This window comes from Parabacteroides sp. AM17-47, from assembly GCF_003434625.1.
Classification (GTDB): domain Bacteria; phylum Bacteroidota; class Bacteroidia; order Bacteroidales; family Tannerellaceae; genus Parabacteroides; species Parabacteroides distasonis.
Genome location: NZ_QTLI01000016.1, coordinates 44,820 through 71,586, shown reverse-complemented (window position 1 = coordinate 71,586; position 26,767 = coordinate 44,820). Strand labels below are relative to the sequence as shown.

Here is a 26,767-nt window from a genome sequence, read left to right as displayed (position 1 = left end):
CATTTAAGATTTACGAGCCGATAGCTCTATGATTTTTATAACTGTTTCCATACTCTTCTCCAACGAACGAACGGGCAAGAACTCATAACGTCCGTGGAAATTCAGGCCTCCCGCGAAAATATTCGGGCAAGGCAATCCCATAAACGACAGGCGGGCACCATCCGTACCTCCCCGGATCGGTTTCACGATCGGTTCTACCCCAACGGAGGTCATCGCCTCAAACGCCAAATCAACGATATGTTTCTGGGGCTCCACAACCTCGCGCATATTGTAATATTGATCCCGAAGCTCTAAATGCGCACATCCCGGATGCGCTTCATTCATCTTATCAACCAACATACGAAGCAATTCTTTCTTCTCCTCGAACAACTTCCGGTCATGGTCACGGATGATGTAAGATAGAGTAGCTTCCTCGACTGAACCGGTCATACCGGTCAAATGGAAGAATCCCTCATAACCAGTCGTATGCTCCGGACGTTGCTCGGCCGGCAACCAAGAAGCAAACTCGATCGCACGCAAGGAAGCGTTTTGCATCTTATCCTTGGCGTATCCCGGATGTACGTTCAAGCCCTTGAAGATAATTTTAGCGCCGGCGGCATTGAAATTCTCATATTCCAACTCACCGATTTGTCCACCGTCAATCGTATATCCCCAATCACAACCGAACTTCTCCACGTCGAAATGATCGGCACCTTGTCCGATTTCCTCATCCGGGGTAAAAGCGATACGGATCTTACCGTGCTTGATCTCCGGATGATCCTTCAAATATTGCATAGAGGCGACGATAGCGGCTACACCTCCCTTATCATCGGCACCTAATAAAGTCTTACCATTCGTTACGATAATATCCTGTCCCTTATAATCTGAAAGCTCTGGGAACATCGATTGAGATAGTACAACATTTTCTTCCGCATCCAAGACAATATCACCACCCAGATAAGTCACGATACGAGGCTGGACATTCTTACCCGACATATCCGGACTCGTATCCAAATGAGCGATAAAACCGATAGTCGGGATTTTCTCGTCCGTATTAGCCGGCAGAGTAGCCATTACATAACTATTCTCATCCAAGGAGATCTCCTCCATACCGATCGCTTCCAATTCCTTCACCAAAGCCTCGGCAAAGACACGTTGTCCCTGCGTACTAGGAGTCGTACCCGTCTCCTCGTTCGACTGGGTATCGAACGTAACGTACTTTAAAAATCTATCTAAAACTGTCATAACTCACTCTTTTTAGCCATTAAAACATTGCAGGCATAAAAGTAGGTAAAGCAGGTTACATAACAAAAAAATAGCGAAACAAATTGTTTCGCTATTCCATATTATCTCAAAAAATGTCATCAAAAACAGCTTGAACCATCAAAGCAATGCGTACAAACCTTACACTTAGGCAAGCCGATCGCCTCCACCAAGGTTTCCAGCGTATTAAACTTCAAGGAACTCAACCCGAAACGCTCGGCGATAATTCCGACCATCTTCTTATATTCCGGAGAGTCTGTCGTAGCATATTTATCCAGATTCTTATTCTCATCCCCTTCCAGTTCCTTGATAATCTGACGAGTTATCAACTCCAAAGGACTCTTGGAAGAAGTAAAACCGATAAACGGGCAACTATAAATCAATGGAGGGCAAGCGATACGCATATGTACCTCTTTCGCCCCATAATCATATAAGATCTTCACGTTATCACGAAGCTGTGTACCACGCACGATCGAGTCGTCGCAGAAAAGGATGCGTCTGCCTTCCAGCATCGCACGGTTCGGTATCAATTTCATCTTAGCCACCAAGGAACGCATCTCTTGGTTAGCCGGGGTAAAACTACGAGGCCACGTCGGTGTATACTTAGCGATAGCCCGATGATAAGGCACCCCCTTACCTTCCGCATACCCCAAAGCCATACCCACACCGGAGTCCGGTATACCACAAGCGCAATCCACCTCCGAGTCATCCTTCTGCCCCATCTTATAGCCACTCATAAACCGGACATCCTCCACGTTCTTTCCCTCATAGCAAGAAACAGGGAATCCATAATATACCCAAAGGAAAGAGCAGATCTGCATCCCTTCATTCGGTTTACGCATCTGCTCCATACCATCGGCACGCAAACGGACGATCTCGCCCGGGCCTATAAATTTCTCGATCTCATAATCCAAGTTCGGAAGACTGCTGGACTCGCTGGTCGCCGCATAAGCCCCGTCTTTCCTTCCGATTACGATCGGCGTACGCCCCCATTTGTCACGGGCAGCGATAATACCATCCTCCGTCAGGAGCAACATGGAGCAAGAGCCCTTTATCTTATTGTAAACATTCTCAATGCCCTCCACGAAGTCCTTGCCTTGTGTAATCAGCAAAGCGACTAACTCCGTCTGATTCGTTTTTCCTGAACTCAATTCCGAAAAATGCATATTCGCCTCCAATAACTCATTCTCCAATTCGTCCAAGTTATTGATCTTCGCCACCGTCACGATCGCAAATTTTCCTAAGTGAGAGTTGATAACGATTGGCTGCGCATCCGTATCGCTGATAATACCGACCCCGGCATTTCCTTTGAATTTAGGAAGCCCCGGTTCAAACTTGGTGCGGAAATAAGAATTCTCCAGATTGTGGATCGAACGCGTAAATCCTTCTTCCTTATCGTACGTAGCCATACCGCCTCTGCGGGTTCCTAGATGAGAATTGTAGTCCGTACCATAGAATAAATCCGTAATACAGTCTCCATTAGAAATAGTTCCGAAAAAACCACCCATTGTTTTTTATGTTTGTATTTATGTTTGAGACCACAAAGTTACAAGTTTATTTATATATGTTCCAAAATTTACTTCATAACGTTTATTATCATCGGCAATAAAAAAAGGATACCCCTTTTCGGGATATCCTTTTCCTTATTCTTTGGTCGCAGAAACTTAAGCCTCAGCAACAACTTCTTTTACAGAAACGAATGATCTGTTTTCTTTTCCTCTACGGAAAGTAACAACGCCATCTACCAACGCATACAACGTATGATCCTTACCGATACCTACGTTCTCACCCGGATGATGAACCGTACCTCTTTGACGAACGATGATGTTACCAGCTTTAGCAACCTCACCACCAAAAAGCTTAACACCTAATCTTTTACTTTGTGATTCACGGCCGTTCTTAGAACTACCCACACCTTTCTTATGTGCCATTTCTTTTCTTCTCCTTTAAACGTTAAGCAATAACTTCTTTAATACTCACCTCAGTGAACTGCTGACGGTGACCGTTCAATTTACGGTAACCTTTTCTTCTCTTCTTGTGGAATACCAGCACCTTGTCACCTTTTACCAGCGGAGATAATACCTCACATACTACCTTTGCGCCCTCTACAGTAGGAACACCCACTGTTACCTCACCGTTGTTATCTACTAACAACACCTTGTCAAACTCCACAACAGCACCGCTTTCTGCGTTCTGAATGTGATGAACGAACAATTTCTTGCCTTGCTCAGCCTTGAACTGTTGTCCGTTAATTTCTACGATTACGTACATCTGTCTTAAAATCTTTTAAACAGGTTAGGTCCCGGGGGTGGGCTCCGTCTCCGGCTCCACTTATTTACCCTCTGCGGAAAATCGAGTGCAAAGATAGAGTTTTTTATTTAATTCCACAAACATCTTCTTGAACTTTTAAAAAGCCACGCATAAGACGATGAGAATACAGAGCTTTTTACTACCTTTGCAACTAATAATATATTACTATTATCCAAATAAAGATGCAAGAAACAAACAATATGTTATCAGTTCTTGACAGCTATACACTAGACAACCCGGATGAGATCGCTAAAGAAATAGCCAACGACTTCCGCAAGCGACGTATAGAGAAGAATCTGACACGCGAACAAGTGTCGGAGAAGGCAGGTGTAGCAGTCAGCAATATCGTGCGATTTGAACAGAAAGGCCTTATCTCACTCAAGAACCTTATCGGCATAGCAATGGCATTAGGTTACACTTCGGAGATAAAGAACCTTTTTTCCGAACCAAAATACTCCACCATGGAGGAGCTACTACAAATCCGCAAGAATACCAACAAGAAAAAAGTACATAAGTAATGAGAATCAAAAAAATAGAAAGACTTATCGTAAAGTATCACGAACAGATAGTCGGGACGCTTTCGCTCACTCCCGACAACAAACAGTGTGCCTTTGAATACGATAAAGCATGGCTTTCCAACGGTTTCAGTATATCCCCATTGGAACTGCCGCTGAAACCGGGATTGTTCATCGCAAAGCCCTCACCTTTTTATGGAAATTTCGGCGTTTTCGAAGACAGTCTGCCCGACGGCTATGGTCGCTACCTCTTGCATAAGACCTTGCTCAAAGAAGGCATCAACGATACCCAATTGTCAGCGCTCGACCGTCTAAGCCTAGTGGGAAATGGGGGTATGGGAGCACTCATATACGAACCGGAAACCACCATAGGCATTTTGCATGAGGCCCTTGATTTCGATCTGCTGCAAGAAAAAGCCTTGGAAGTGTTGCATGAGAAAAACGACGATGACGTAGAACTTCTTCTTTTCAACAGCCGAAATAGCGGCGGATGCAGACCCAAGGCATTGTTCTCCAACAATGAAGGGCATTGGATGGTGAAGTTCCGCCATACATACGACCCTCAAAACATGGGATTGATAGAATTTCATTACAATGAGTTAGCACGACAATGTGGCATCCACGTTCCGGACTTCAAACTGACCAACGGTAAATATTTCACGACACGCCGCTTCGACATCTCGCAAGAAGGAGAACGTTTGCATACAGTCACAGCCGGAGGGCTACTTAACATTCCACTATCCAACCCAATTCTCGATTATAGCAACTTACTGGCCCTAACTGGCTATCTAACGCAGAATCCTTTAGAAGTGGAAGAAATGTTTCGTCGTATGGTTTTCAACTATTTCACGGACAACAAAGATGATCATTGCAAGAATTTCAGTTTTACAATACAGAAAAGTGATACCGACACATGGCAATGGCATCTTGCTCCCGCCTACGATCTCACCTTATGCACAGAAGGTTATAATGGCGAACATGCGACTTCGGTCAATGGTACCGGACATCCCACCATTCAAGACATGATAACCATCGGCGCTAAAAGCAAGATGAATAAACCGCACTGCATGCGAATCATTGAAGAGGTTAGAGCTGGTTGCGGAGATTTGTTGCGGAACAAAGACTGGGAGTAATTTCGATGACAGGTAAGTACTCATTTACCTCCACTACCCTTGTTTTTCAACACCGCATTCACTACCATAGAACAGCTATCAGACTTCTCAGACCCGAAATATCCATACACTACACTGTTCATCTGACAGAAACAGACGATTGAGAGCTGATGCGGAACTCCCTCACGTTGATAACGACCCTATAGGTCCTTAAAATTTATACCTGTTGCCATATCTTTTTTTATTGATCGGGAACGAAGGTCGAGATTTAATTTAGATAGGACAAAGAAGCAATTGAGTACTTACCCCTTCCGTCACATTCTCTATTAAAACTTCACAAACGCCACGATGTTGCCCACATAGACCATCGACTTCAGTTTGTTCCCCTTCCCTACCATCAAGAAATACCCAAAGAAGATCACCATCGGGTGGAAAGTATTACTTTATGCTTTCAAAAATAGAATCCACAATCTTATTCATTTGGTCAGGATTATTCGTTTGAATTTTATATGAACCTTTTAATCTTGCATTATGACCTAATTCAACATCAATGTCACTATCGCCTATCATATATGAGGCAGATAAATCTATATTATAATTTTTTTCTGCATCCAAAATCATTCCAGGCTTGGGTTTGCGGCAATTACAATTGATTTTTAGTTCGGGGATTTCACCTTCAAAACCTTTGTCTGGATGATGGGGACAATAATATATTGCATCAACATAGGCTCCTAATTTACCAAGCTCAGTTGCCATCTTTCTATGAATTTCAGCCAATTGCTCAACTGAAACTTCGCCCCTTGCAATCACTGGCTGGTTTGTAACCACAATTGCAAGATAACCGGACTCATTAATTTTACGGATTGCTTCTGCGATACCAGGGAGCAGTTCGAAGTCTTCGATGTTTCTGAGAAAACCTACATATTTGTTGATGGTTCCGTCTCTGTCAAGAAATATCGTCTTTTGAGGATTTGACAGGTTTCTGGCTTTTACCACTCCCGAAAGAAAATCTTTTCTCACAGTCTCAAATCGGTCAGGAGTTCCCATATCCTTGACATATTCAGGGCTGTCGTAGCAAAACATTTTACTAGCTCCGGCAAGTGGTTTTAACAAATCGCGGTCCAGGTCCACCTTGCATATCTTCCCATCGGTACCAACCTTACCTATGGATTCGACATCAAATTTACAATTCTCAAGAATCTTTGGATTTATAACATGGAGTCCGGCATTAACACGATTATTGTAGTATTTCGGCCTTTCATCTTCTTTTGTAAGCCATGCCAAAACCTTATGGCTATCGTCTGCAATAATAAGACCACTGTCGTATGGATGACTGTTGGGGTGCGTAAACAGAGTGACTAAACCACCAGACTCTTTGTGAAAGTTGACAAAACGGTTAAAATCTATGTCAAATATGGCATCGGCATTGAGCAGCAGAAAATCATCGGTCAACTTATCCCTTAATTTATAAAGTGCTCCGGCATTACCTAATGGCACTTCTTCATTGAAATATTCGATTTTTACGCCAAATGGTTTCCCCGTTGCCGGGGATATTCTGGATCCGTCTCCAAAATAATCCATTATAACATGCCCAAGGTGAGAGACAGTTATAATTATATCATCGAATCCCTGCCGTCTAAGGCACTCAATTTCATGCTCAAGTACGGGACGGTCATCAATCTTAATCATAGGTTTAGGAATATCATGGAACAATGAGGAGATTCTTGTTCCCTTTCCACCTGCCATAATCACAACTTTCATAGTAAGCTATTTCAAGGATTGTTCACCGAATATTTCCTGTTCCACAATACAGCAGATTATATGGCCAATCAAAGTCTGACATTCCTGAATACGGGGGGGTGAGTCACTGGGCACTTTAATTACCAAGTCGAAATCATCCATTTTGCATGGCTTTGAACCAGTAAGTGCTATAGTATAAATCCCCTTACGGTGACATTCTGGTAATGCCTCAACGAGATTCTTGGAATTTCCTGATGTGGATATTCCAATGAAAACATCCCCCTCGTTACCTTGCGCTTGAACCTGTCGGGCAAACAGACGATCATAGCCATAATCATTACCGATAGCGGTGAGTATCGAGGTATCGGTTGTAAGGGCTATTGAGGGAAGCCCTGGACGGTCGAAATAAAACTTGCTGACAAACTCACCCGCAAGATGCTGTGCATCAGCGGCACTTCCACCGTTGCCAGCGAACAAGGTCTTTTTGCCATTTCGATATGCTTCCACACATATCTGTGCCGCTTTAGCAATCACGTCACAAACTCTATTGTCCGACAGCAATTGCTGTTTAATTTCAGCACTGGCTGAAATCTGTTCTCTGATTATATCCTTTGCATTCATACTCTATCTGACTCATAAATTTTCCAACCATGCGCCCCTCCATCTGTAAACTGGAACGGCATTACAAATCCTGAAAGCCCACTTAAAGCGCTGATTACATCTTTCTTCTTTGTTGGTTCGACCATAAACATGATAAATCCTCCACCTCCGGCTCCGCTTACTTTACCTGACATAGCTCCGGCAGGAATCGCCACATCAAATGCTTCTTGAATCATGGGATTGGAAATGGCATTTGCCATTTTCTTTTTGTTTACCCACCCCTTGCCAAGAATTTCGGCAAAAGCGTGCATATCACCTTTAAGCAATGCGAGCTTCATATCCACTGCCGATTGCTTAATCTGATGCATGGCTTCTATAGCCTCGCTATTGCCCTTAGATGTGTTCTCTTTCTGCTCATTGATAATTTTGGCACTGCTTCTGGATGCCCCTGTAAAATAGAGTACAATTGATGCCTCAAGCTCATCGACAATCCAACGTTTGATCTTTAGCGGATTAACAATAACTAAATCTTCCTTAAGAAATTCCATATAGTTGAAACCACCAAACGCAGCCGCATACTGATCTTGTTTACCACCGGATAGACCTAAATCCTTGCGTTCAATCTCGTATGCAAGCCGGGACGTTTCGTAATCTCCCAATGGAAGGGATAGCCATTCGATAAAGGCTTTAAGGATACACACGACCATCGAGGAGGACGTTCCGAGACCGGAGCCAATAGGAGCATCGTTATATGTAGTGATTCTAAAACCTTTTAATTGCGAATGATAATCCCTTATAATACGGTTATATACCCCCTTTATAAGAAAAGCCTCACCATCAATCTCTAAACTTTCAGAGAGATGGTAGTTTTTAAAACAGCTTGCATCATATGAATTTATTACAATTTCATCTTCAGCAATCTCCTCTATTGTGCAATAAGTATAAAGGTTGATGGTTGCATTAAGCACTAATCCCCCATAAATATCACTGTAAGGAGACACGTCGCTGCCCCCTCCAGCTAAACCAAGCCGAAGAGGGGCCTTACTTCTTATTATCATGATTTTAAACTTTTATATAATTGATTATATTGTGGACCTACAATTTCCATTAAGAAATTTTCCTCAACCCGTCTTTTTGCATTCCGGCCATATTGATCACGTAAAGCATCATTTGACAATAATTTTTCAATGGCATTACCAAATTCTAAAGCATTTGAGTTTGATACTTCTATTCCCGTTTCACTATTTAGTGACACCCAATTAACCCCACTGCCGTCGATTGTGAATGTGATAGCCGGCAACTGACAATACATAGCTTCAGCCAAAACTAAACCAAATGCTTCATTACGAGAAACAGAAGGGAATGCAAATATATCCGATGCATACAGATATGATTTTACATCTTCATCTGCAATTCGGCCCAGCCATACAATATTTTCATAATTGTACTTTTTCTTTAAATCTTCTGTTAGCGGTCCGTCTCCTGCAATTAGAATATGGCAAGGTGTTTTAATATGAGGTACAGAATCAAATAGATAGCGAATGCCCTTATATTCAACATGCCTTCCAATGAAAAAAACAATTTTATAGGGATAAATTGCCTTGAGTTTTTTTACTTTTCGCTCAGTAGCATCATCATATGTGAAATTCTTCTTTTCAATGGCAGAAGCTATAACAAATATCTTTTTTTGATACAGCCTTAAAATATCAGATGCAGGGCCATATAATGGACTCGTTGTTATTATAGCGTCAGCTCTTTTTACCAGTTTTAATTCAATTGGCTTTACTAATTTATGAATACTTTTCTGTGCAACGACATCAGAGTGCCAATGTACGACAAGTTTAATGTTTTTAGGTACCACTATTAGAATGTATAATGCGACCAACGGATTTGGATAATGAAAATGTATTATCTCTGGTTGGAATTCATCAATTTTTTTTTTCAGCAACGTCATATAAGACAATGAAATTGGCTGACTTTTTATGACCGCTATTGTTGATGTGCGCAAAACTGAAGTGCCATCTACAATATCTTGCTTCGACTCAAATTTATCATTAAAACATAAAACACAATGCTCATAATCCGAAAGATAGTCTACGATATATTTACTAGTAGACTCAATTCCACCTTTTACAGGTGAATAATATTTACCTAAATGTAGTATTCTCATTGGAATATATTTGAACAAGATTTAATTTGCGATAATCCAGAAACTAATCTTTGTAATGAATTACTAAATGTATATTGAGCAGATATTACATATCCTTTTGATTTCAGTAATTTTCGCAATGACGAATCTGATGAGATTTTGTTTAGACCCGAAGCGATAGAGTCTATGTCATTTTGATTAACATACAATGCAGCATCCTTACAAACTTCATGACATACATTCAAATCAGAGACAATAACAGGACACCCTAAGGACATAGCTTCTATTGGCGGTAGACCAAATCCTTCATATAAGGAAACAGAAACAAAGGCTATTGCGTTCCTGTAATAGCTTATTAGTTCAGCATCAGGAATATACCCCAAAAATTTTATCTTATCAGATTCAGCCTCTATCTCAAATTGTTTAAAAGACTTGTGCTTTTTTCCAATAATTACCAAATTGCAGTGTACATTTGAACGAGTAAACGCCTCAATTAGAGATATAAAATTCTTGCGTGGATCAATCGACGATACTGCTAAGATATATGGTGATGAAATAATATTCGTATTATTCTGTTGTTCATGGATTAAATCACATTTCGAATAATTTTTAGGACTAGAGTATGTAACAATCACTTTGTCAGAATTGATTCCAAATAAATTAGTAATCTCTCTCTTCGAAAACTCACTTACGGTCAAAATTGCTTTCGACTTTCGTGCAATAATAGGCGTAATAGTTTTATACAAAATACTATATGTTTTTGAAAACCATTCTGGATGTTGGAATACAGCAACGTCATGGATAGTAATAATTTGATTCTTAATTATCAGTGACCCTGCCCCTGAAAAACTAATCAAAATATCACGAGATTTTCCAATCATAAAGAAAGATAAATCTATCTGTTCCCAAAGCGGACCAGTAAACAATCCAATCTTAATCATATCAAAACCAATAACATCATAGCTTCTAATTGCCGATTTCGGTGTAAGAATAATAAATTTTATTCCTTTTTCCAACATCGCTTTACACATACCATAAGCAAAATTCTCAATTCCCGTTGGATTATTGATAAGGAATCTACCATTAATATATATCATATATAGCTATCAAATATAAGTTTTCTAAAATGCTTTATGAATGACGCTTGATTCAAATTAACGTAGTAGTTGGAAAAATTAAATTTCATGGATATTGTAGTTGAAAGATTCTCAATAATAGTTGCCATTTGTTCAATATTATCACATAAGAAGCCAATATCACCATACTTATTTGATAAATATTCAAAGTATGTATTCTTTAATGCAATTATTGGCTTTTGATGTCTGATAGCATCAAATATTGCTCCGCTCGCAATCAGTTTATATTTTTCAATTCCATAAAAATACAAAATATAGTCCAATTCTTTCACATAACTGTCAAACGAGATTCTATCCAAGCCATATTTACCCCCTGGTATTATTACGCCATTTTCTAATAATTCTTCGTAATTATCTTTTACAGCTCCTATGGCATATAATGAAAATTTATTTTTAATATCACCAGATAATTTCTTGATGAGCTCCAAATAGTCATTTGCTCCCTTATAAGTATTAAGTTCTCCAACAGTTCCAATTTTCAAGACTCCAAGTGAATTATTAATTAAAAACTCCCTATATTCAGAAAAAAAAGGATGATCGATTGATTTAAAATGTTTTAGCTGTTGTTTAGTTAGAATATCTTTCAAATTATCAATGATACAATCACCTAACACACAAAAATTGATATCTGCAGAATAATTATTTTTTTTAAAGAAGTTCCTACATAGGTTTCTCATAATTTTAGCTTGCATACCCCCTTCTGAAGAAATCAACAACTCCATTTCCCCATGACATACAATCAGAACATTCCTTTTTAGAAGCTTATTTAACCAATTTATAATATGCAATGAAAACAAATTATTAAATACATATATTATTACACAACACCTAGGAGAAATGAATAATATTAAGAGATTATACATAGCACTCACAAAGTATCGCAAAACATTAGCAATCTTAGATTTACCTGAAACGACACCAATATATCTAACGATCAAATCTTTTCGTTGGATATAATTTAAGAGTATTCGCCAAGATAATTTTCCAGTATATACTTTTATTTCTTCAAATATTTCACATATAGCCGATAGTAATGCGGCATTAATAACTTCATGTTGCCCCTTATAAGCATATGTGTTAACATATATCACTTTCTTTATTGCCATATTTCCTATTACTCTTTATTAGATGAATCAAATTATTTATCAACGCTATTAAAAATATTGCAATACAAATACATATACAAATTAAAGAATATTCACCTGCAACTCCACTCAAAATAGGGCCTAGCAACATTATAACAGCAATTGTCGAACCCAATGGATTTTTAAACATAGAGCATAATCTAAATACAATTAAACACACAAATACAATAGCAAATGCATTAATTATCATTAAATTAGGTGAATTATAAAACGAAAAAACAAGAATTCCACCTGATCCCAAGATAAATGATGCATTTTCAGGTACATTTTCGTCCAACATCAATATTTTTTCTGGCCGATTCTCTAATGCGAACTTTCGACTTATCGCACTACCTAATCCCTTAAAAAAAAAACAGTTATCAACTTCTTTTGCTGTGACAAGATACAATGGAGCCTTCTCTATTAGCACTGCCGTATTTGAAAAACTACTTAATCTTCCGATTAATTTTCCACAAATTAGAGTTGATGCATTTTTAGGCGTTTCATATCCATCCCCACGTAAAGCTGACCGCATCTCATATCCTATTCTAACAAATGCAGGCATTGTCATCAAACTAACGATCACTGATAATCTATGTCGTTTTATCCAACGAACAATTTCCTGATAATATTTGACAAAAAGAACAACTGCAATTGAAGCGATAAAGCCAAATGCCGCACGTGCCACACCCAGCACACAAAAAAGGAAGCAAATTATGATAACTTTTTTATATTGCCTTTTTTGAATTATCATTAAAAGTATTGTACCCCACAAAGATGGACTTACTCGTATCATTACTTGAATTATCGGTTTGACAATAGGCGGAACATTGTATTCGTCACCACCGGCTCTGCCTACGCCAAACAAGAAGCCAAGCAATATATGGAGTATGAATATTACAATTACCATAGGCTCTAATATATCCATTCTTAAAGAAACATATTTTCTGTATCTTATTTTTGCAAAATATTTATATAGATCATACAAGATTATATTAGGAATTATGCATATTATAAGAGCAACAAGAAGACCTATCCAATTTAGATTCACTTCACAATCGAGAAAATCCCCATTATAATTTCCGGTAATCAAAGAATATAAGAAACTAATAACTGAAAAAGCAATATATGTAAAAATAACTAATTTAACAGGTTTTAGATATGGATTACTCATAATTCATATTAGTTTAATGCATTAAATTTTTATACCATCAGCTTTCAGATACATTTCCCAATAAGAATCATGCAGTTCATTATTCTGTCCTAAACGCCCTATATTAAACGCAATTTGATTCAAAAAATTCCGCATCTGGGTTATACCATTGCCTCTATATCTAATCTTTTCATCAGTAACAAACATTACCTGATGTTCTTTTATTTTCAACAGATTTTTGATACAGTATATGGGCAATAAAAATTCACCCATATACCCAAAGACACGTTTATACGAGATATATTCTGATAATTTTATTCGATCCTCAACTTTACCCAATATATCAAATAACCACGTTGCATAATCTCTAAATAGAGCAAATGACATTAAAAACATATTGAATCCTGTTCGATGGTTTCCTGTCATATAATTTGAAAATACAGAAAGATATTCTGGGTAGTATTTTTCTAATATTTTATAGAGTATATACATATCTTCTGTTAACACAGTCTTCTGAAAGTCCATTCCTACAGAATGGGGTAAGTATGTAAAACTGGGAAGAAACACTTCATTTCTATTTATAATAGGAGCAAAAACATTATTTTTTAATAAATGAAATTCATCTGATTTAATCGGTTTCAATGCAGAATTATTTTTGGAGAAGTCGAAGTAACGACGGTAATGGCAGAGACCGATATAGTCGACATCCTTGAGGTTTTTCCATGCCCAGTAGAGGGCGGTGAGTTCGCAGTAGGAACCGTTTTTCTCAGAGATGTTGTCGCCAGTGTTGTCACACTGGAATCCGAGGTCAAGTTCGGGGTGCAATGCCTTGCCCACTTGAATGGGCATGTAGATGTCGTCGTGGCGGATGTTAGGATCGGCCTTGTGGCATGCCACAAGTATCTTGATCCGAGGGTGCATTTTATTGTCCATGATTGTTTTATATTAAAAAAGGTTGAGAGTTTGGCGGATTATAGGGGCCATGTCGTAGTAACGGTACTCGGCGAGGCGACCTCCAAAAATTATGTTCTGTTCTTGCTCAGCGAGAGTACGATATTGCTCATAGATTGTCTGGTTGCGAGTATCGTTGACGGGATAAAAGGGTTCCATGCCGTCGATCCACTCAGTTGAGTATTCGCGAGAGATGACGGTGTGGGGATTATTGTAGACTGCATTGCCAAAGGTCTCGAAGTGCTTGTGCTCGATAATGCGGGTGTAGGGTACGTCGGATGAAGTGTAGTTGACCACGGCATTGCCTTGATGGTTGGGTTCGTCAAGTAGCTCGGTCTCGAAGCGCATGGTGCGGTACTCTAGTTTACCGAAACGGTAGCCGTAGAACTCGTCGATTCTTCCCGTGAACACAACTTTGTCGGCCATGGTCATCCAACGGTTACGGTCGTGGAAGAAATCAGTGTTGAGTTCCACGTCACATCCTTCAAGAAGTCCCCCAATCAGCCGGTTGTAACCGCCGATGGGTATGCCTTGGTATGAGTCGTTGAAATAATTGTTGTCGAAGGTCATGCGCACCGGCAGACGACGGATTATAAATGCAGGCAACTCGGTGCAAGATCGCCCCCATTGTTTCTCGGTATAACCTTTGATAAGCTGCTCATAGATGTTGCGACCGATAAGCGCAAGGGCCTGCTCCTCAAGGTTGCGCGGTGCTACGACTCCCTCGGCCTTCATCTTGGCTACTGCCTCCCGGCGCTGCTCGTCAAGTCGACGCTGCGCCTCTGCGGGAGTCGTCACTCCCCACATCTGGTAGAACGTATTCATGTTGAACGGCAGGTTGTACAGCCGTCCGTCGGGAGCCTGCGCCACCGGAGAGTTGGTGTAACGGTTAAATGGCACTATCGAGTTGACGAAATTCCACACCTCGCGGTCGGACGTGTGGAAGATATGTGCGCCATACTTATGCACGTTAATTCCCTCTATCTCCTCGCAATAGAGATTTCCCCCAACATGAGAACGCTTGTCGATAACCAAGCACCGCCGCCCCTGCCTTTTAGCAAGACAGGCAAACGTGGCTCCGAACAGCCCTGCCCCCACAATCAAATAATCATACTCACTTCTCATAAAATATGAAATGTCGTTTTGTTTTATTAATGATATTATTCACTTTATTCCTTTCATTTTTAGTCAAGCCTAAAAAATATGTGAGAATTGAAAAAACAATTAGGGTAATAATTCCGATTATAACTAACCCAATAAAATCAGATGGTAGGTATTTCCATGCGACATAGTCTATCACCATAGCTATAGACACAATTAGAATACATCTTATCCCTACCTTCTTGATATACTCCCAAACGCTAAAGCCTAACTGTATTTTTGCAATAACAAGGCGAGAAATAGCCGCAAACGCCTCATTAATCACAATACAGAATATAACAGATCCCGGCGGCATACCGTTCAAAAACAATATGTAACCCGCAGGTATAACAAGTAAAAAAGAAAGTCCTATAACTGAATGGATAAGTTTAACTTTTCCATAGGCTTCCAATGCTACAGTCATTCCGATTGTGGATTGATTGAGTACCGCACTTATTAACAACAGACGACAAAAGGTTACAGTGTATTCCGGAACATTCTTAAGCCACAATTGTAAAACAGTAGGCATTGCCACTATTAAAGGTACTGCCAAAATACCAGTGAGGATAAATGGAAATTTACAGGCGATATAAGTTAGAGACAACATCCTATCTTTATCTCCTTCTCCAGCACTTTTTACAAGTTGCGGTCTTATTGCAGTCGTAATGGAACTTGAAAACTGCATTAAAACCCCATTCACTTGAGTGGCTATACCATTAGCGGCATTAATTGCAATACCAAAGAACATATTCAAAAGTATCGACGAGCCTTGTTGCCTTATGGTGCCACATGTAGTACCAATCATAACCCAACTGGCAAAAGCACCAATGTGTCTAATGACAGAGAAGTCAGTTATTTTACTAATTGTAAACCTTGTTTCGATATATTTTCTATGACAATAAAGCCATTCGGTAGCAAACTGTATATATGGAATTATTGCAATGAGAACCGCATAAGTCCTAAGTCTGTCACTCTCAATAGCCATGACAGACAGGGCTATCACAAATTTAATTATAGAGTTAAACAGTTGGCATAAAGAAACAAAGAAAATATTCTCATGAGCCATCAATACAGCCTCAAAGGGGACTGTTATCACTGTGCCAACTATACCAATTGTTACAGTGGCCAGAGCAAAATATGCATCATCTATTTTTTCATATGGTATTTCAAGCAAATATTTTATTATCAATTGACCACCAATTTGGATTATTATGGCAACCGTGATTGCAATAATCAAATGAAGAGCGAGACTGTTGTAGAAAACACCTCTTACCTTCCCTATTTCTTTTTCCTTTCCCATTGTAAAGGAAATAAACCTTTGGGTGGTAGTCGCCATTGTGTTGGCAATAAAGGAAAATAGGAAAACGACTCCGGCTATAAGATTATAAAGACCAAAGTCTGTCTGCCCAAGAGCTAACAGAATGTAGCGGGTTGAAAACAGGGATAAGGCCATGATAGCCAACAGGCGAACATAGCTTATTACCGTATTAACAGCTATTTTTTTATTATCACGCACGTAGGATATTATTAGAAATGTAGGGCATTGTCTATACAATACTTTTCAAGACTTTCCTGTGGAAGGTCTAATTGTAAATATTTACAATCAGGATTATGCTTGAAATAATCGTTTATTTCTGCTTCTGCCTTGTAATTGTAAATCCTTCTAATTCCCTTAGCGATCACCTTGGCAGGAATCCCACCTAACACACAAAACTCTCCATTCTCCGTATAATCCTTTGAAAGAAGGGTATTGGAGGATGCCACGATAGTATAGTCCGGAATTTTCGTGTTTTTTTTGATGACAGTTTTATTGGCTATCCAATTATATTTTCCTATGATGATAGGAGCCTTATTACGAGCAACCTTCTGATTTTCCATATTTACGGTGAAATGGTCATCGGAATCCATGAAAAAACTAAGAAATCCAATTCTGGTATACCTACCAATCTCCAAATAATCACGAATTAGAATCAATGTGCCTTCTCCTATTTGAGTATAACCCTTGAATACCATAGTGCCATTATTTTCCAATATACACCCTCCCCACCAAAAAACAGGTCCTTCAAACTCAATCTTGCCATTATTACAAATCTTTCCTTTCCCCGAACTTTTATAACCTAATTTTCCCCACTGTATCATACCTTGGAAAATCTCTTTTGATTTAATCTCAATCTTCCCAATCCGGTAGATGGAAGTGTTATGATAAATGAAAATAGGCAACTTACAAGCCTGTCTAAAAGGCAAACATTTAAAATTGAAATAAATAGTTTTTGATAAACTAAGACGGTGGTGCTGAACTCGTATTCTTTTGAGTAATAGTATCGCGAATGGACCAACCCACTCCTTCATAATCTTTATCATAAATATTTTAATTAATAGTTCTTGATAGAAGGAATGGGCTCTTAAATTTTTCTATACTACTTTGGGATTAAGAAAGGATTTATCCCATTATCTTTATAATGATAGGGTTCCTTGTTATCCTTGAAATGATTGTATAAAATCTTTTCCCATTCGTAATTATAGATCCGTCGTTTTCCACTCCCGATTACTTTTGCAGGACATCCTGCTAAAATAGGATATTTACCCCCTCCCATTACATAACTCTTTGATAATAAGCTATTTGACGCAACTATCGTATAATCTGGGGTAATTGTCCCTTTTTTTATCGTTGATCGATTGCCAATCCAGTTACAATTCCCAATTATTATAGGTTGGGTGCAATCTTTTATTTCATTTGTCTCCATATCTAACATGTAATGGAAATCAGAATCCATAATTTGGGAATCAAAAGCTATTCTTGCATAATCACCAATTTTACACCCTTTCCTTATCATAATGTTCACGTTTTCTCCTAATAAACTACTATCGCCAATATCAAGTAAAGATTTTGGTCCAAGTTCCAGCAAAACGCCTTCCCAAATTGTACAGCTACCTCTGAAAATTATTGTTCCTCGGTTTACAATCCTTGTCGGCCGTGACGATTTGTTATTAAATGAACCAAAGCATATCATGCCTCTACAAATTTCGTCCGATTCTATTTTTATCTCTCCAAGACAATGAATTGAAAATTTTCTACGTATAACAATAGGAAACCTTATTGCTTGTTTTAGTGGAAGACACCTAAAATTGACGTATAAGGTTTTGAATGGTCTTATGCACGAAGTTGAAAGCTCACTTTCCACCCAGTTAATAATATCTCCCTTCGTTTTCCCTTTTAATCGTTTAAAAATACTCATATAATGTATAATGAATTGTTAGTAAGTTCATACTCAATTTAGGACATACCCCTTTGAAAGGGCACTTTACAGTGTCCTAAACCGATTATTGTTAAAATTTAATTCTGATTTTAACATTAGCCATTGGCCAATGAGATTTTAGAGGGGATTAAGTTCAGATAATCCCTACAGCCATTAAAGATTTTGTGGAAAAATGTCCCGATGAATACCCAGGCTGAACTCCCTTGCAACTTCACGGTTCCTATCACGCTATGATAAGTGGCAGCCATTTCAGCCCACCATCACTTCCATAATGTAGAGCGGTGTTTCACTGGGTGGTCAACTTACAGATCGTTCATTCCGCTAAATTATTATCTAACGGTGCCGTTCAATTTGAATTCGAATAAATAAATATAGTTTACCGTTTTAACAACAGCATCGGCACAACCTTTAGCGCAGATCAAACTACTCACTGCCTGTCCCCAAGTTCCCTCAATAAATCATTTAAAATATAATCGTCACTCATCAAATGAAGTCCATACTTGCTATCATGCAACATAGAACAAGTACGCGTATCATAGAAGATGGCAAGCGCACGCTCCGGGGATATTTGCAAACGCTCCGCTAGTCGCATAATAATCCGGGCGACCTTTCTCCAAAGCACTTGCTCTCTCATACCGGCCTCCCTTCTCGTATATCATTAAGCCGCTCGCTATCAACAAAACGTAAATACTTATCGAGCAACGACTGACTCAATATACATATTTGATTATTAGGTGAGGTATATCGCAATTTACCCAATGCTTGATCAACCGTGATGATACAGAACAATCATAACTCACCTCCTCTCTCACCTCCGGATGCGGCGGCTTCCCAGTTTCGCAAGGCCTCCACGACATCCTCCGCTACATGCCTCAGACTTTGGGTGTGCATGACATCATAACAATCCAACAGCAGGCGACGCACCAATCCGACCTTTTCCAAACGTCTACGCATTTCCATCGGAGAGATACTCATTTCCTTGGCAGAAGCTTCTATGGCCATCACCGCAAAATGGATCTTATCTCCTATTTCCGCTTGTCGAGTATCCATGAGTCTTATATTTATCCTTCTTTGTGGCAAAGATAATGACATTTACGATTCCTCCACACTGATCCCAATAATAATTCTTCACCTATCGCGGTTGTTCGCTCTCTTTCCGTTCCCGATTACGCCTAATCAGCCCATTCAAGCCTACATGCAATATACTCCAGCAAAAGAGGTTCAAGAAAAACAAATAAGTTATATCCACACGCCATGCCAACGAGCTATTAAGCAGGATAAAGAAAGCGGAAATCGCGATGATACAAACCATCACCATCCGCACCCGCATCCCCGTGCGCAGCAACTTATGATGAAAGTGATTCTTATCCGGCAAGAACGGGTTCTTGTGCTCACGCAGGCGATGCAAGACCACACGGATCACGTCCAACAGCGGAACCAGCACCGTAGAGAAAGCGATCACCATGTACGGGTTGGACAATGTCGGAGAGACCTCGTTCGTCACGCTCATGTGAATGATCAAGAAACTGATCACGTAGCCCAGCGTAAGGCTGCCGGCATCCCCCATGAAAAGCTTATGTCCACGGTTGGCGTTACCGAACACGTTGTAGCACCAAAAGGGCATAAGGATACCCAGCGTACAGATCGCCAACAAGGCGTAAACATACTGTCCACGAAGAAAGAATATAACGCTCAAGACCGACAAGGCGATACAACACAGACCCGAGGCCAAGCCGTCGATACCATCAATCAAGTTAATGGCATTTGTTATATATACCACGATAAACACCGTGAACGGCACCCCTACCCAAACCGGCACCGAGTAAATACCGAACAAGCCACCAAACGAGTCGAACCAGTTGCCTGACAGTACCAACAGAAACGCAGCGGCGATCTGCACGGCGAACTTATAGCGGTAGCCTACACCGACCAGATCGTCGCAAACACCCACCAGATAAAGTAGCGTCATGCCCACGAACAGGAACAGGTACTCATAAAGCATATTGAATGACAAGCCGGACACGTTCACATCCCAAAAGTACAGACGAAAACCGATCACCAAGAACATCGACATCAGGATCACCGGAAAAAAGGACAGCCCACCCAGACGGGGAACCGGCATCGTATGCACCTTACGGGCGTCCGGGACATCATAGAGCCGTTTCTTATGGGAAATCACCAAGATCCTCGGGATGATCACCATGCCGAGCGATACGGCAAACAGGAAACCGAATAATAGAAACAAAGATGTTTGCATGATCCTAACGTATAAGATTAATTCTTTCCTTCATCCATCTTCCCCCGCATGTAAGCGATATACCGCTCCACGGCTTCATGGGCCAGTCGGCGGAACCGATCCTCGTCATCCAGATGTTCCCAAAGGAGGTCCAACAGACGGACATAGATGCTGAAATGCATGTCTATACCTTTTTTAAAGCGTTATAGGTACTGCCGCCCATACCTCCGGTTACGCAGACGATGGATTTGGTCAGCTTGGTGACTTTCAGCAGCGTGTCGATGTAATCACCCAGACGGGGAAAGAATTGTTGTCGGTACATATGTGATAATCGTATTAATTTCTCTGAAATCCGTACGTGTGGGGATACGGCAGTCCCGATACCTCCCGCTCGTGCCACGACCGGTAATCTTCCGCGGGGAAAACGGGGACGGTCAATCGCTTATAATCCGGCTCGTCGATCCGCAAGATATGCTTGCGGGCGTACGAACGCAGCGAGCGATCCGTTACGGACACCATCACGACCGGAAACGGATACCCGAACAGGCGCATCGGCGTGGTCTCGCTGTCCGGGAACGCACGACGCAACTGATAGGCCGAACGCTCGAAGGCGACCCAGTAAGGCCCCGTACAATACAAGTGCATGGAGGTATGGTTCGCACGCTCGCGCCCCATGATCTCGCGCAAATGGTCGTTCAGCAACGCCACCAAACGAACGCCGGAAGGAAGGGTAGACATCAAATTTGAATTATGAATTTTGGATTATGATTTAAACTGTCAACTGCCACTTCTCAACTGTCAACTGATTCGTGGCCCAGCCATCTATCATAGTCGCCCAGCCGGCGGATCAAGGATAATTTACTTTTCTTAGGCGAGGGATCGACTTGCCAAGGATCCACTAGCTCGTGTGCCATGCGACGGTAGAGAGCGTTATCCGTACAGCCGTACAAGGTGACCAGCAACAGGGCACGGGATTGCGGTGCTTTCACGACAGGCAATAAGCCGCGCATCGTGTCGTGCAAGCGAACGAAAGCCTCCTCATCGCCCGACAGCTTATAGGTCGGGAGGAGCAACGCGCACAGCTTGCAACGCATCACGTCTGTCTCCGCACGCAAAGAGGCATATCCCCGCAGTACCTCGCCGGCCAATCGTCGATCCTCCTCGCAGACACTGCCGGAAGCATGGTAACGTCCCAAGGCCTCGTGCAGGCCCTCCGACAGGCGGTCGTTGTCCAGATGGGTATAAACGTGCTTGCTCCTCGCGTTCAACTCGATCAACTCGTACTCACCCGCCTTCACCTCGAACAAGGGTACCCACATGCAATCCAGTATGCGTGCCATCACCTCCTTATGACCGCCGCCCGGCTGGATCACCACCTCGGCCTCCATCCCGGTGAAATAACCGGACGTGATGCGTACCCGATCCCCCTTCAACAAGCGGGTACTCTCCGGCACGTACACCGGAAGCTCGTTGGAGTAAGCCTCCGCCACCCAGCGCAAATTCGCCATCTCCTGATCCAAGAGGTGCGGGAAATAGGTCGTACTCCCGGAAGAGACACGGGGAAGGAAATTATACAAGGGGAGTGCCTGCTTCATGCGGAAGATTTCCTCTACCGAAGAACGGATAAACACGTAGTTGAACAGCAAAGGTCGCCTCGTGTTGACCAGCTTGCCACCCACCTTTCGCACCTCCACGTACGAGGGGGCGAAATACTCGAAAAGAGCCTCTCCCCGACGTTCCCGCCGGGAAAGCTCCACGTCCAAGCCTTTGGAGGGGCTGATCCGGTCACGCCGTCCACCCGCGGCGGTAGGAAGCGTGAGCACGTACCAGCGCACGGCTTTCAAGTCATGACGCTTGCCGGCCTGTGTCAGGCCCCCCTTCGGACGATCGTTTCTCAAAATACGCGTCGGCATGATTCTCTTTTCCCTAAGATATACGAGGAGTTCCCCTCTGATTAAACGACAATTCAAAGCCCTGCCAAGCGTACCCTATTTACGCCTAACACACAGCACTTTAAGTTTTCAATTATGGCATTTCTGAAAATTACCATACCTAGTGAATATTTAGCTACTCGGGAAGTAGCGTATTCTTTCATGCCGCGAATATAGTAAAAAATAATTAAAAACAAGCGAATAGATCCGCTTGTTTACTCATTGTAGGCGTTTGATCCTCTCTATTCTTTGATTTTCCCATTTTATCCTAAACGTATAGACATGGTGATGCGGGTGAAACGACCTCTTGTTCCCGGTATCATTCCACCATGCCTCATAACCTGTGTGTGTATTCCTGTAGAGACGGGGCGTGCCTCGTCTCATCTCCTCAAAATGGTATTTAAATTACCGTCAGACGATGGGAGACGGAGCACGCTCCGTCTCTACAGCTGGGTAATTTTCCCCTCCTTTTACGCTACTTCCCGAGTAGCCAATCTCTTACCCCACCTCGGATACCGGTTTATACACGCTCTCGAAGCAAGCCCGGTTCACCGCCGACAGACGTTCCAAGGAAAAGCTCTTCAAGTAAATTTGCGTGGTCTTGATAGACGTATGCCCCAACAGCTCACTGATCATCTCGATCGGTACGTCCTGTTCCTTCAAGGTCGTGGCGAAAGAGTGACGGATCGTGTACGAGGTGACCGGCTCACCCACACCACAAGTCTCCGCCAGCGACCTCAAGTTGCGGTTAAAGCGCAACAAGGCGCCGTTGTATTCCGCATAGGCCGCCTCACCCGTTTTCTTCCCGCTCAGAAACGGGAACAGGTAAGGCGAGTCCTTGTCCGTGCAAACCGCCAACTCATCCAACAAGAGCCGTACATCGGCCGGGATCTCCACCCGGATGAAAGACCCGCTCTTCTGACGGTGGTACGACAAGACCCCGTCCTTGACATTCTCTTTCCGCAAATGGGCGAAATCCACGAACGCCATCCCGCTGAACGAGAACATCAGGCAAAAACACAGCTGGGTTCTCCGCATCTCCGGCTCAACTCTCGGAGTCCCCATCAACGAGCGCAAGCTATCCAGAGGCAACGCCTTCTTCCGCTTGCTCTCCACGCCTGTAAACACCCCCTTGAACAGATTCGGGATATACGAAACCTCGCCAGCCTCCACCGCCAAGTTATAGATATGCCGGATTCGCCGCATATAGGTGGACACCGTATTGCGCATACAGCCCCGCTTCGACAGCCATGCCTGATAAAGCAAGAGCCTCTCTTTGTCTATATAGGCATAAGGGATTTCCTCCATCCCGCAAAAACACTTGAACGAGCGTAAAGCGTCCAGATAACTCTTCGCCGTGGAATAACGCCCCACCTCACGAAGGTGGGCTATATAAGCCAACATACCCCCCACCACGTCTTCTTTTTTCATATAAATCCTCCTTAAATCCTTGTTTATTCTGTTATCTTTTATTTAATCATGTCAACACCATTAACATTGGGACGAACTGTTCGTCCCGCACTTTATTTTATTAATCCGACCTTCACCGCCGTTAATCTAAGAAAAAGAATACATGAAAAATGAATTTAAAATGTCCCTTTTCGCAGCCCCGATCTCACCGGTCAAAGATAGCCTAACGGGACGAGTATCACGACCGGCTACCGTATATCCCAGTCGAGAAGTCACCTTACAGGAGGTGGTCCGACTCATCACCGGCGATCCGGCCCTCGAACGCCTCACCCGGCAGCTCCGCCTCCCGCTTGAGACGGGTGACAAGGAACGATTCAGCGAGCTGAAACGGCAAACGCTACCGTATGTCACGCCTTGCGGGACTTTCTCATACCGGAAAAGCGATCGGCTCCTGGCCCCGAGCGGATTGGTGGTTGTGGATGTAGACGGATTGGACTCTACCGCGGAGGCGGAAGCTCTCCGAAGACAGCTGTTCGACGATGCCTACCTATGCCCCGCCCTCTGCTTCATCAGCCCGAGCGAACGAGGCGTAAAGGCTTTCGTCCCCTATCCGGAACATCCCGGAAACGAGACACCCGCCTATATCTCCGAGCATATCCTAGGCGTAATGAACTACGTGGAATATGTGTATGGCGACGGAGAGACGCGAGGCTCCCAGAAAGTAGACCCGAGCGGCAAAGACATCGTCCGCTCCTGTTTCCTATGTCATGATCCCAACGCGCTCTTTAGGATTTGAAATCATAACTCATAAATCATAAATTACATGTCAGACAGTTTATCCCGCTTAGTAGAAGCGGTTCGTTCGGCGGGTGTAGATATCGCCCCCGGATATTGTGAATACGTGCGCTTGGCGTTTGCCATCGCCAACGATTGCGGCGAGGCAGGACGAGAAGGTTTCATCGCCCTGTGTTCCCTATCGGTGAAGTTCAACCGGGAGAAGGCCGAACGACTTTTCTCCAACTCCTTGAAAAAGGGAGACCACAGGATACACCTCGGTACGGCCTTCCATTTGGCCGAACTGGCGGGCGTACGCTTGGAGCCTCCAAGCCGCCCCCGCGATACGCACGCAAGTAATGCAAGTAATGCAAATAATGCAGCACCTGTTTCCCACACACGTGCGTGCGATAATAATGTAGAGATCGAGATCGAAGAGCAGGTCGATCCGTTCACCCACCTGCCCTTCTTCCCCGAGGGGCATGAGTGGCCCCGGATGTTGCGGCAGATCATGGCGTTCGGACAGAGCCGGGAGCAACGGGATGTACTCCTTCTGGGCGGGCTCACCACCTTGGGCGCCTCGCTCGCCCAGACGCTGCGGTTCCTATATGGAGGCAAATGGTTCTTCTCCAGTTTGCAAACCTTCGTCGTCGCTCCCCCCGCCTCCGGAAAAGGCGTGCTCGCATGGACGCGAATGCTCGTGCAACCGATCCACGACGAGATCCGGGCGACCGTGGCGGAGGAGATGAAAAGGTATAAGAAAGAGATGACCTCCTTCAATTCCTTGGGACGGGAAAAGGCGAAAGCCGAGGAGCCAGAAATGCCTCTCAACCGTATGTTTATATTCTCCGGCAACAACACCGGTACCGGTATCTTGCAGAATATCATCGACTCAGGCGGCGTGGGGATCATCTGCGAGACCGAGGCGGACATGGTCAGCAACTCCATCGCCTCGGATTATGGCCATTGGAGCGAGGTGATCCGCTGCTCGTTCGATCACGACCCGCTCAGTTACAACCGGCGGACAGACCGGGAGTATCGGGAGCTGCGGCACTCACACCTGTCGGTATTGATAAGCGGAACGCCCGGGCAGGTGAAGCCGCTGATCCCTTCCAGCGAGAACGGATTGTTCTCCCGGCAAATGTTCTATTATATGCCCCGTGTACTTCACTGGATCAACCAGTTCAGTCTACAGCGGACCGACACGTCGCTGGAGTTCCAGAAATTGGGCAAGGACTGGATCGCTCACTTGAGAGAGATCCAGAAACTGGGGGTGATCTCGCTTCGCTTGACCGACGCGCAAATCGTCTCCTTCAACGAGGTGTTCCAAACCTTGTTCGAGCGCTCCCGGAAGGGCACCGGCAACGAGATGAACAGCTCCGTCGTACGGATGGCCATCAATATCGGACGTATCCTGTCGATCGTCGCCCTATTGCGAATAACAGGGGAATGCGAGGAGGCGGGAGACTTCGCCGCCAGCCTGCGCAAGTCGCCCCGGCTCACGCCAGACCCGCAGACCTGCTCCGACAACATCAAGGACGGGATCATCACCCGCTGGGATCTCTCCATCCAAGAGGATGATTTCCAAGCGGTCCTTTCCTTGGCCGAGCCTATGTACCTACACGCCGTACACATACTCTCGTTCCTTCCCGCCAACGAGGTGAAGAACCGGGGCATGGCCGACCAAGAACGTCTCTTCATCACCTTGGATACGGGTTTCACCTATCAATCCCTCTTGGAAGAAGCCGAGAAGCTGAAGATACCCAAAAACACCGCATGCAGTTGCTTGCAACGTTGGCAGAAACAGAGAATCGTCCGAAAGGGAGAAAAACGAGGGGATTATAAGAAAACATAATCCCTCTTCCTCCTCTTCTTTTAAGTATGTACGCACGTGTGTGGGAAAACAGGTACTGCATTACTTGCATTATTTGCATTACTCGCATAAGTCGCACGCCCCACACGTACACCGGCATCGCCTCACGCCTAC

The 26,767-nt window shown here is 43.0% G+C and carries 28 protein-coding genes and 1 pseudogene; 4 read left to right on the top strand and 25 right to left on the bottom strand.

Features of this window, described 5'->3' with window-relative positions:
* Positions 1-3 precede the first annotated feature (3 nt).
* The 4 genes from pepT to rplU all read right to left on the bottom strand — a co-directional run bounded on the left by pepT (position 4) and on the right by rplU (position 3,513).
* Positions 4-1,224, bottom strand: a complete 1,221-nt coding sequence (gene pepT, locus DW205_RS13950; RefSeq protein WP_005866023.1) for a peptidase T — start codon at positions 1,222-1,224, stop codon at positions 4-6.
* 119 nt (positions 1,225-1,343) lie between these two features.
* Positions 1,344-2,750 (bottom strand): amidophosphoribosyltransferase, encoded by a 1,407-nt coding sequence (locus DW205_RS13945; RefSeq protein ID WP_005866021.1) that lies wholly within the window; start codon positions 2,748-2,750, stop codon positions 1,344-1,346.
* A 156-nt stretch (positions 2,751-2,906) separates the two neighbouring features.
* Positions 2,907-3,173, bottom strand: coding sequence for a 50S ribosomal protein L27 (gene rpmA / locus DW205_RS13940; RefSeq protein ID WP_005861909.1), 267 nt, complete (start codon positions 3,171-3,173; stop codon positions 2,907-2,909).
* 22 nt (positions 3,174-3,195) lie between these two features.
* The gene (gene rplU, locus DW205_RS13935; RefSeq protein ID WP_005861907.1) at positions 3,196-3,513 is read right to left on the bottom strand and encodes a 50S ribosomal protein L21; all 318 of its coding nucleotides are present in this window, start codon (positions 3,511-3,513) and stop codon (positions 3,196-3,198) included.
* A gap of 221 nt (positions 3,514-3,734) precedes the next feature.
* On the opposite strand from rplU, the gene DW205_RS13930 reads away from it, so the two are divergent.
* Together DW205_RS13930 and DW205_RS13925 are read left to right on the top strand one after the other, a co-directional pair.
* On the top strand, positions 3,735-4,070 hold the full coding sequence (locus DW205_RS13930; protein ID WP_005866018.1) for a helix-turn-helix domain-containing protein: 336 nt from the start codon (positions 3,735-3,737) through the stop codon (positions 4,068-4,070).
* A complete protein-coding gene (locus DW205_RS13925; RefSeq protein WP_005866016.1) occupies positions 4,070-5,200 on the top strand; it encodes a type II toxin-antitoxin system HipA family toxin in 1,131 nt (376 codons plus the stop codon). The genes DW205_RS13930 and DW205_RS13925 overlap by 1 nt, the downstream gene beginning before the upstream one ends.
* A 417-nt stretch (positions 5,201-5,617) precedes the next feature.
* Here DW205_RS13925 and DW205_RS13915 read toward each other — a convergent pair whose 3' ends face one another.
* The 21 genes and pseudogenes from DW205_RS13915 to DW205_RS13825 all read right to left on the bottom strand — a co-directional run bounded on the left by DW205_RS13915 (position 5,618) and on the right by DW205_RS13825 (position 24,027).
* Positions 5,618-6,940 carry an HAD-IIIA family hydrolase gene (locus tag DW205_RS13915; protein WP_005866013.1) on the bottom strand — a complete coding sequence of 441 codons (1,323 nt, stop codon included), beginning with the start codon at positions 6,938-6,940 and terminating at the stop codon, positions 5,618-5,620.
* A gap of 6 nt (positions 6,941-6,946) precedes the next feature.
* Positions 6,947-7,540, bottom strand: a complete 594-nt coding sequence (locus DW205_RS13910) for an SIS domain-containing protein (protein WP_005866011.1) — start codon at positions 7,538-7,540, stop codon at positions 6,947-6,949.
* Positions 7,537-8,577 (bottom strand): dehydrogenase, encoded by a 1,041-nt coding sequence (locus DW205_RS13905; RefSeq protein WP_005866009.1) that lies wholly within the window; start codon positions 8,575-8,577, stop codon positions 7,537-7,539. The genes DW205_RS13910 and DW205_RS13905 overlap by 4 nt, the downstream gene beginning before the upstream one ends.
* The gene (locus DW205_RS13900; RefSeq protein ID WP_005866007.1) at positions 8,574-9,689 is read right to left on the bottom strand and encodes a glycosyltransferase; all 1,116 of its coding nucleotides are present in this window, start codon (positions 9,687-9,689) and stop codon (positions 8,574-8,576) included. Before DW205_RS13900 ends, DW205_RS13905 begins: the two co-directional genes overlap by 4 nt.
* The gene (locus DW205_RS13895) at positions 9,686-10,765 is read right to left on the bottom strand and encodes a glycosyltransferase family 1 protein (protein ID WP_005866006.1); all 1,080 of its coding nucleotides are present in this window, start codon (positions 10,763-10,765) and stop codon (positions 9,686-9,688) included. The genes DW205_RS13900 and DW205_RS13895 overlap by 4 nt, the downstream gene beginning before the upstream one ends.
* Positions 10,762-11,910 (bottom strand): hypothetical protein, encoded by a 1,149-nt coding sequence (locus DW205_RS13890; protein WP_005866004.1) that lies wholly within the window; start codon positions 11,908-11,910, stop codon positions 10,762-10,764. Before DW205_RS13890 ends, DW205_RS13895 begins: the two co-directional genes overlap by 4 nt.
* Positions 11,882-13,102 carry an oligosaccharide repeat unit polymerase gene (gene wzy / locus DW205_RS13885; protein WP_005866002.1) on the bottom strand — a complete coding sequence of 407 codons (1,221 nt, stop codon included), beginning with the start codon at positions 13,100-13,102 and terminating at the stop codon, positions 11,882-11,884. Before wzy ends, DW205_RS13890 begins: the two co-directional genes overlap by 29 nt.
* A gap of 21 nt (positions 13,103-13,123) precedes the next feature.
* Positions 13,124-14,014: a DUF4422 domain-containing protein gene (locus DW205_RS13880; protein ID WP_005866000.1), complete on the bottom strand. Its 891-nt coding sequence runs from the start codon at positions 14,012-14,014 to the stop codon at positions 13,124-13,126.
* Between the two features lie 12 nt (positions 14,015-14,026).
* The gene (glf, locus tag DW205_RS13875) at positions 14,027-15,157 is read right to left on the bottom strand and encodes a UDP-galactopyranose mutase (RefSeq protein WP_005865998.1); all 1,131 of its coding nucleotides are present in this window, start codon (positions 15,155-15,157) and stop codon (positions 14,027-14,029) included.
* Positions 15,147-16,688 carry a lipopolysaccharide biosynthesis protein gene (locus DW205_RS13870; RefSeq protein WP_005865995.1) on the bottom strand — a complete coding sequence of 514 codons (1,542 nt, stop codon included), beginning with the start codon at positions 16,686-16,688 and terminating at the stop codon, positions 15,147-15,149. Before DW205_RS13870 ends, glf begins: the two co-directional genes overlap by 11 nt.
* Positions 16,689-16,699: 11 nt before the next feature.
* Positions 16,700-17,533 (bottom strand): hypothetical protein, encoded by an 834-nt coding sequence (locus DW205_RS13865; RefSeq protein ID WP_005865993.1) that lies wholly within the window; start codon positions 17,531-17,533, stop codon positions 16,700-16,702.
* Positions 17,534-17,589: 56 nt separating this feature from the next.
* Positions 17,590-18,408, bottom strand: coding sequence for a hypothetical protein (locus DW205_RS13860; protein WP_005865991.1), 819 nt, complete (start codon positions 18,406-18,408; stop codon positions 17,590-17,592).
* A gap of 116 nt (positions 18,409-18,524) precedes the next feature.
* Positions 18,525-18,769: pseudogene (locus DW205_RS22550) on the bottom strand (IS66 family transposase); the annotation flags it as partial.
* Positions 18,770-18,856: 87 nt separating this feature from the next.
* Complete coding sequence (locus DW205_RS13850; RefSeq protein WP_008778057.1) at positions 18,857-19,063, bottom strand: DUF3791 domain-containing protein; 207 nt, start codon at positions 19,061-19,063, stop codon at positions 18,857-18,859.
* A gap of 155 nt (positions 19,064-19,218) precedes the next feature.
* Positions 19,219-19,479, bottom strand: a complete 261-nt coding sequence (locus DW205_RS13845; protein ID WP_005865989.1) for a DUF3791 domain-containing protein — start codon at positions 19,477-19,479, stop codon at positions 19,219-19,221.
* Positions 19,480-19,561: 82 nt separating this feature from the next.
* Positions 19,562-20,686 carry an MraY family glycosyltransferase gene (locus DW205_RS13840; protein ID WP_005865987.1) on the bottom strand — a complete coding sequence of 375 codons (1,125 nt, stop codon included), beginning with the start codon at positions 20,684-20,686 and terminating at the stop codon, positions 19,562-19,564.
* A 17-nt stretch (positions 20,687-20,703) separates the two neighbouring features.
* Entirely contained in the window at positions 20,704-20,847 is a 144-nt protein-coding gene (locus tag DW205_RS22285) for a hypothetical protein (protein ID WP_005865985.1), read from the bottom strand.
* 2 nt (positions 20,848-20,849) lie between these two features.
* Positions 20,850-20,987: a hypothetical protein gene (locus DW205_RS22280; protein WP_005861865.1), complete on the bottom strand. Its 138-nt coding sequence runs from the start codon at positions 20,985-20,987 to the stop codon at positions 20,850-20,852.
* Positions 20,988-21,001: 14 nt separating this feature from the next.
* Entirely contained in the window at positions 21,002-21,403 is a 402-nt protein-coding gene (locus DW205_RS13835) for a hypothetical protein (protein WP_005865983.1), read from the bottom strand.
* A gap of 53 nt (positions 21,404-21,456) precedes the next feature.
* Positions 21,457-22,578, bottom strand: a complete 1,122-nt coding sequence (locus tag DW205_RS13830; RefSeq protein WP_005865981.1) for a transcription termination/antitermination protein NusG — start codon at positions 22,576-22,578, stop codon at positions 21,457-21,459.
* A gap of 516 nt (positions 22,579-23,094) precedes the next feature.
* Positions 23,095-24,027 (bottom strand): site-specific integrase, encoded by a 933-nt coding sequence (locus tag DW205_RS13825; protein ID WP_005865979.1) that lies wholly within the window; start codon positions 24,025-24,027, stop codon positions 23,095-23,097.
* 142 nt (positions 24,028-24,169) lie between these two features.
* On the opposite strand from DW205_RS13825, the gene DW205_RS13820 reads away from it, so the two are divergent.
* Positions 24,170-24,802, top strand: coding sequence for a BT4734/BF3469 family protein (locus tag DW205_RS13820; protein ID WP_008778054.1), 633 nt, complete (start codon positions 24,170-24,172; stop codon positions 24,800-24,802).
* Positions 24,803-24,829: 27 nt separating this feature from the next.
* Positions 24,830-26,635 carry a DUF3987 domain-containing protein gene (locus DW205_RS13815; protein WP_005865975.1) on the top strand — a complete coding sequence of 602 codons (1,806 nt, stop codon included), beginning with the start codon at positions 24,830-24,832 and terminating at the stop codon, positions 26,633-26,635.
* The last annotated feature ends 132 nt before the right edge of the window (positions 26,636-26,767 follow it).

Excerpts from the sequence above, each read along its gene's own strand:
- DW205_RS13890 (WP_005866004.1), bottom strand. The coding sequence starts at position 11,910 with ATGGCAATAAAGAAAGTGATATATGTTAACACATATGCTTATAAGGGG.
- DW205_RS13900 (WP_005866007.1), bottom strand. The coding sequence starts at position 9,689 with ATGAGAATACTACATTTAGGTAAATATTATTCACCTGTAAAAGGTGGA.
- rpmA (WP_005861909.1), bottom strand. The coding sequence starts at position 3,173 with ATGGCACATAAGAAAGGTGTGGGTAGTTCTAAGAACGGCCGTGAATCA.
- DW205_RS13850 (WP_008778057.1), bottom strand. The coding sequence starts at position 19,063 with ATGAGAGAGCAAGTGCTTTGGAGAAAGGTCGCCCGGATTATTATGCGA.
- DW205_RS22280 (WP_005861865.1), bottom strand. The coding sequence starts at position 20,987 with ATGTACCGACAACAATTCTTTCCCCGTCTGGGTGATTACATCGACACG.
- DW205_RS13905 (WP_005866009.1), bottom strand. The coding sequence starts at position 8,577 with ATGATAATAAGAAGTAAGGCCCCTCTTCGGCTTGGTTTAGCTGGAGGG.
- DW205_RS13845 (WP_005865989.1), bottom strand. The coding sequence starts at position 19,479 with ATGGATACTCGACAAGCGGAAATAGGAGATAAGATCCATTTTGCGGTG.
- DW205_RS13820 (WP_008778054.1), top strand. The coding sequence starts at position 24,170 with ATGAAAAATGAATTTAAAATGTCCCTTTTCGCAGCCCCGATCTCACCG.
- DW205_RS13895 (WP_005866006.1), bottom strand. The coding sequence starts at position 10,765 with ATGATATATATTAATGGTAGATTCCTTATCAATAATCCAACGGGAATT.
- DW205_RS13840 (WP_005865987.1), bottom strand. The coding sequence starts at position 20,686 with ATGCAAACATCTTTGTTTCTATTATTCGGTTTCCTGTTTGCCGTATCG.
- DW205_RS13945 (WP_005866021.1), bottom strand. The coding sequence starts at position 2,750 with ATGGGTGGTTTTTTCGGAACTATTTCTAATGGAGACTGTATTACGGAT.
- DW205_RS13835 (WP_005865983.1), bottom strand. The coding sequence starts at position 21,403 with ATGTCTACCCTTCCTTCCGGCGTTCGTTTGGTGGCGTTGCTGAACGAC.
- DW205_RS13915 (WP_005866013.1), bottom strand. The coding sequence starts at position 6,940 with ATGAAAGTTGTGATTATGGCAGGTGGAAAGGGAACAAGAATCTCCTCA.
- rplU (WP_005861907.1), bottom strand. The coding sequence starts at position 3,513 with ATGTACGTAATCGTAGAAATTAACGGACAACAGTTCAAGGCTGAGCAA.
- glf (WP_005865998.1), bottom strand. The coding sequence starts at position 15,157 with ATGAGAAGTGAGTATGATTATTTGATTGTGGGGGCAGGGCTGTTCGGA.
- DW205_RS13815 (WP_005865975.1), top strand. The coding sequence starts at position 24,830 with ATGTCAGACAGTTTATCCCGCTTAGTAGAAGCGGTTCGTTCGGCGGGT.
- DW205_RS13865 (WP_005865993.1), bottom strand. The coding sequence starts at position 17,533 with ATGATAAAGATTATGAAGGAGTGGGTTGGTCCATTCGCGATACTATTA.
- DW205_RS13825 (WP_005865979.1), bottom strand. The coding sequence starts at position 24,027 with ATGAAAAAAGAAGACGTGGTGGGGGGTATGTTGGCTTATATAGCCCAC.
- DW205_RS22285 (WP_005865985.1), bottom strand. The coding sequence starts at position 20,847 with ATGCATTTCAGCATCTATGTCCGTCTGTTGGACCTCCTTTGGGAACAT.
- DW205_RS13880 (WP_005866000.1), bottom strand. The coding sequence starts at position 14,014 with ATGGACAATAAAATGCACCCTCGGATCAAGATACTTGTGGCATGCCAC.
- wzy (WP_005866002.1), bottom strand. The coding sequence starts at position 13,102 with ATGAGTAATCCATATCTAAAACCTGTTAAATTAGTTATTTTTACATAT.
- DW205_RS13930 (WP_005866018.1), top strand. The coding sequence starts at position 3,735 with ATGCAAGAAACAAACAATATGTTATCAGTTCTTGACAGCTATACACTA.
- DW205_RS13910 (WP_005866011.1), bottom strand. The coding sequence starts at position 7,540 with ATGAATGCAAAGGATATAATCAGAGAACAGATTTCAGCCAGTGCTGAA.
- pepT (WP_005866023.1), bottom strand. The coding sequence starts at position 1,224 with ATGACAGTTTTAGATAGATTTTTAAAGTACGTTACGTTCGATACCCAG.
- DW205_RS13830 (WP_005865981.1), bottom strand. The coding sequence starts at position 22,578 with ATGCCGACGCGTATTTTGAGAAACGATCGTCCGAAGGGGGGCCTGACA.
- DW205_RS13860 (WP_005865991.1), bottom strand. The coding sequence starts at position 18,408 with ATGAGTATTTTTAAACGATTAAAAGGGAAAACGAAGGGAGATATTATT.
- DW205_RS13925 (WP_005866016.1), top strand. The coding sequence starts at position 4,070 with ATGAGAATCAAAAAAATAGAAAGACTTATCGTAAAGTATCACGAACAG.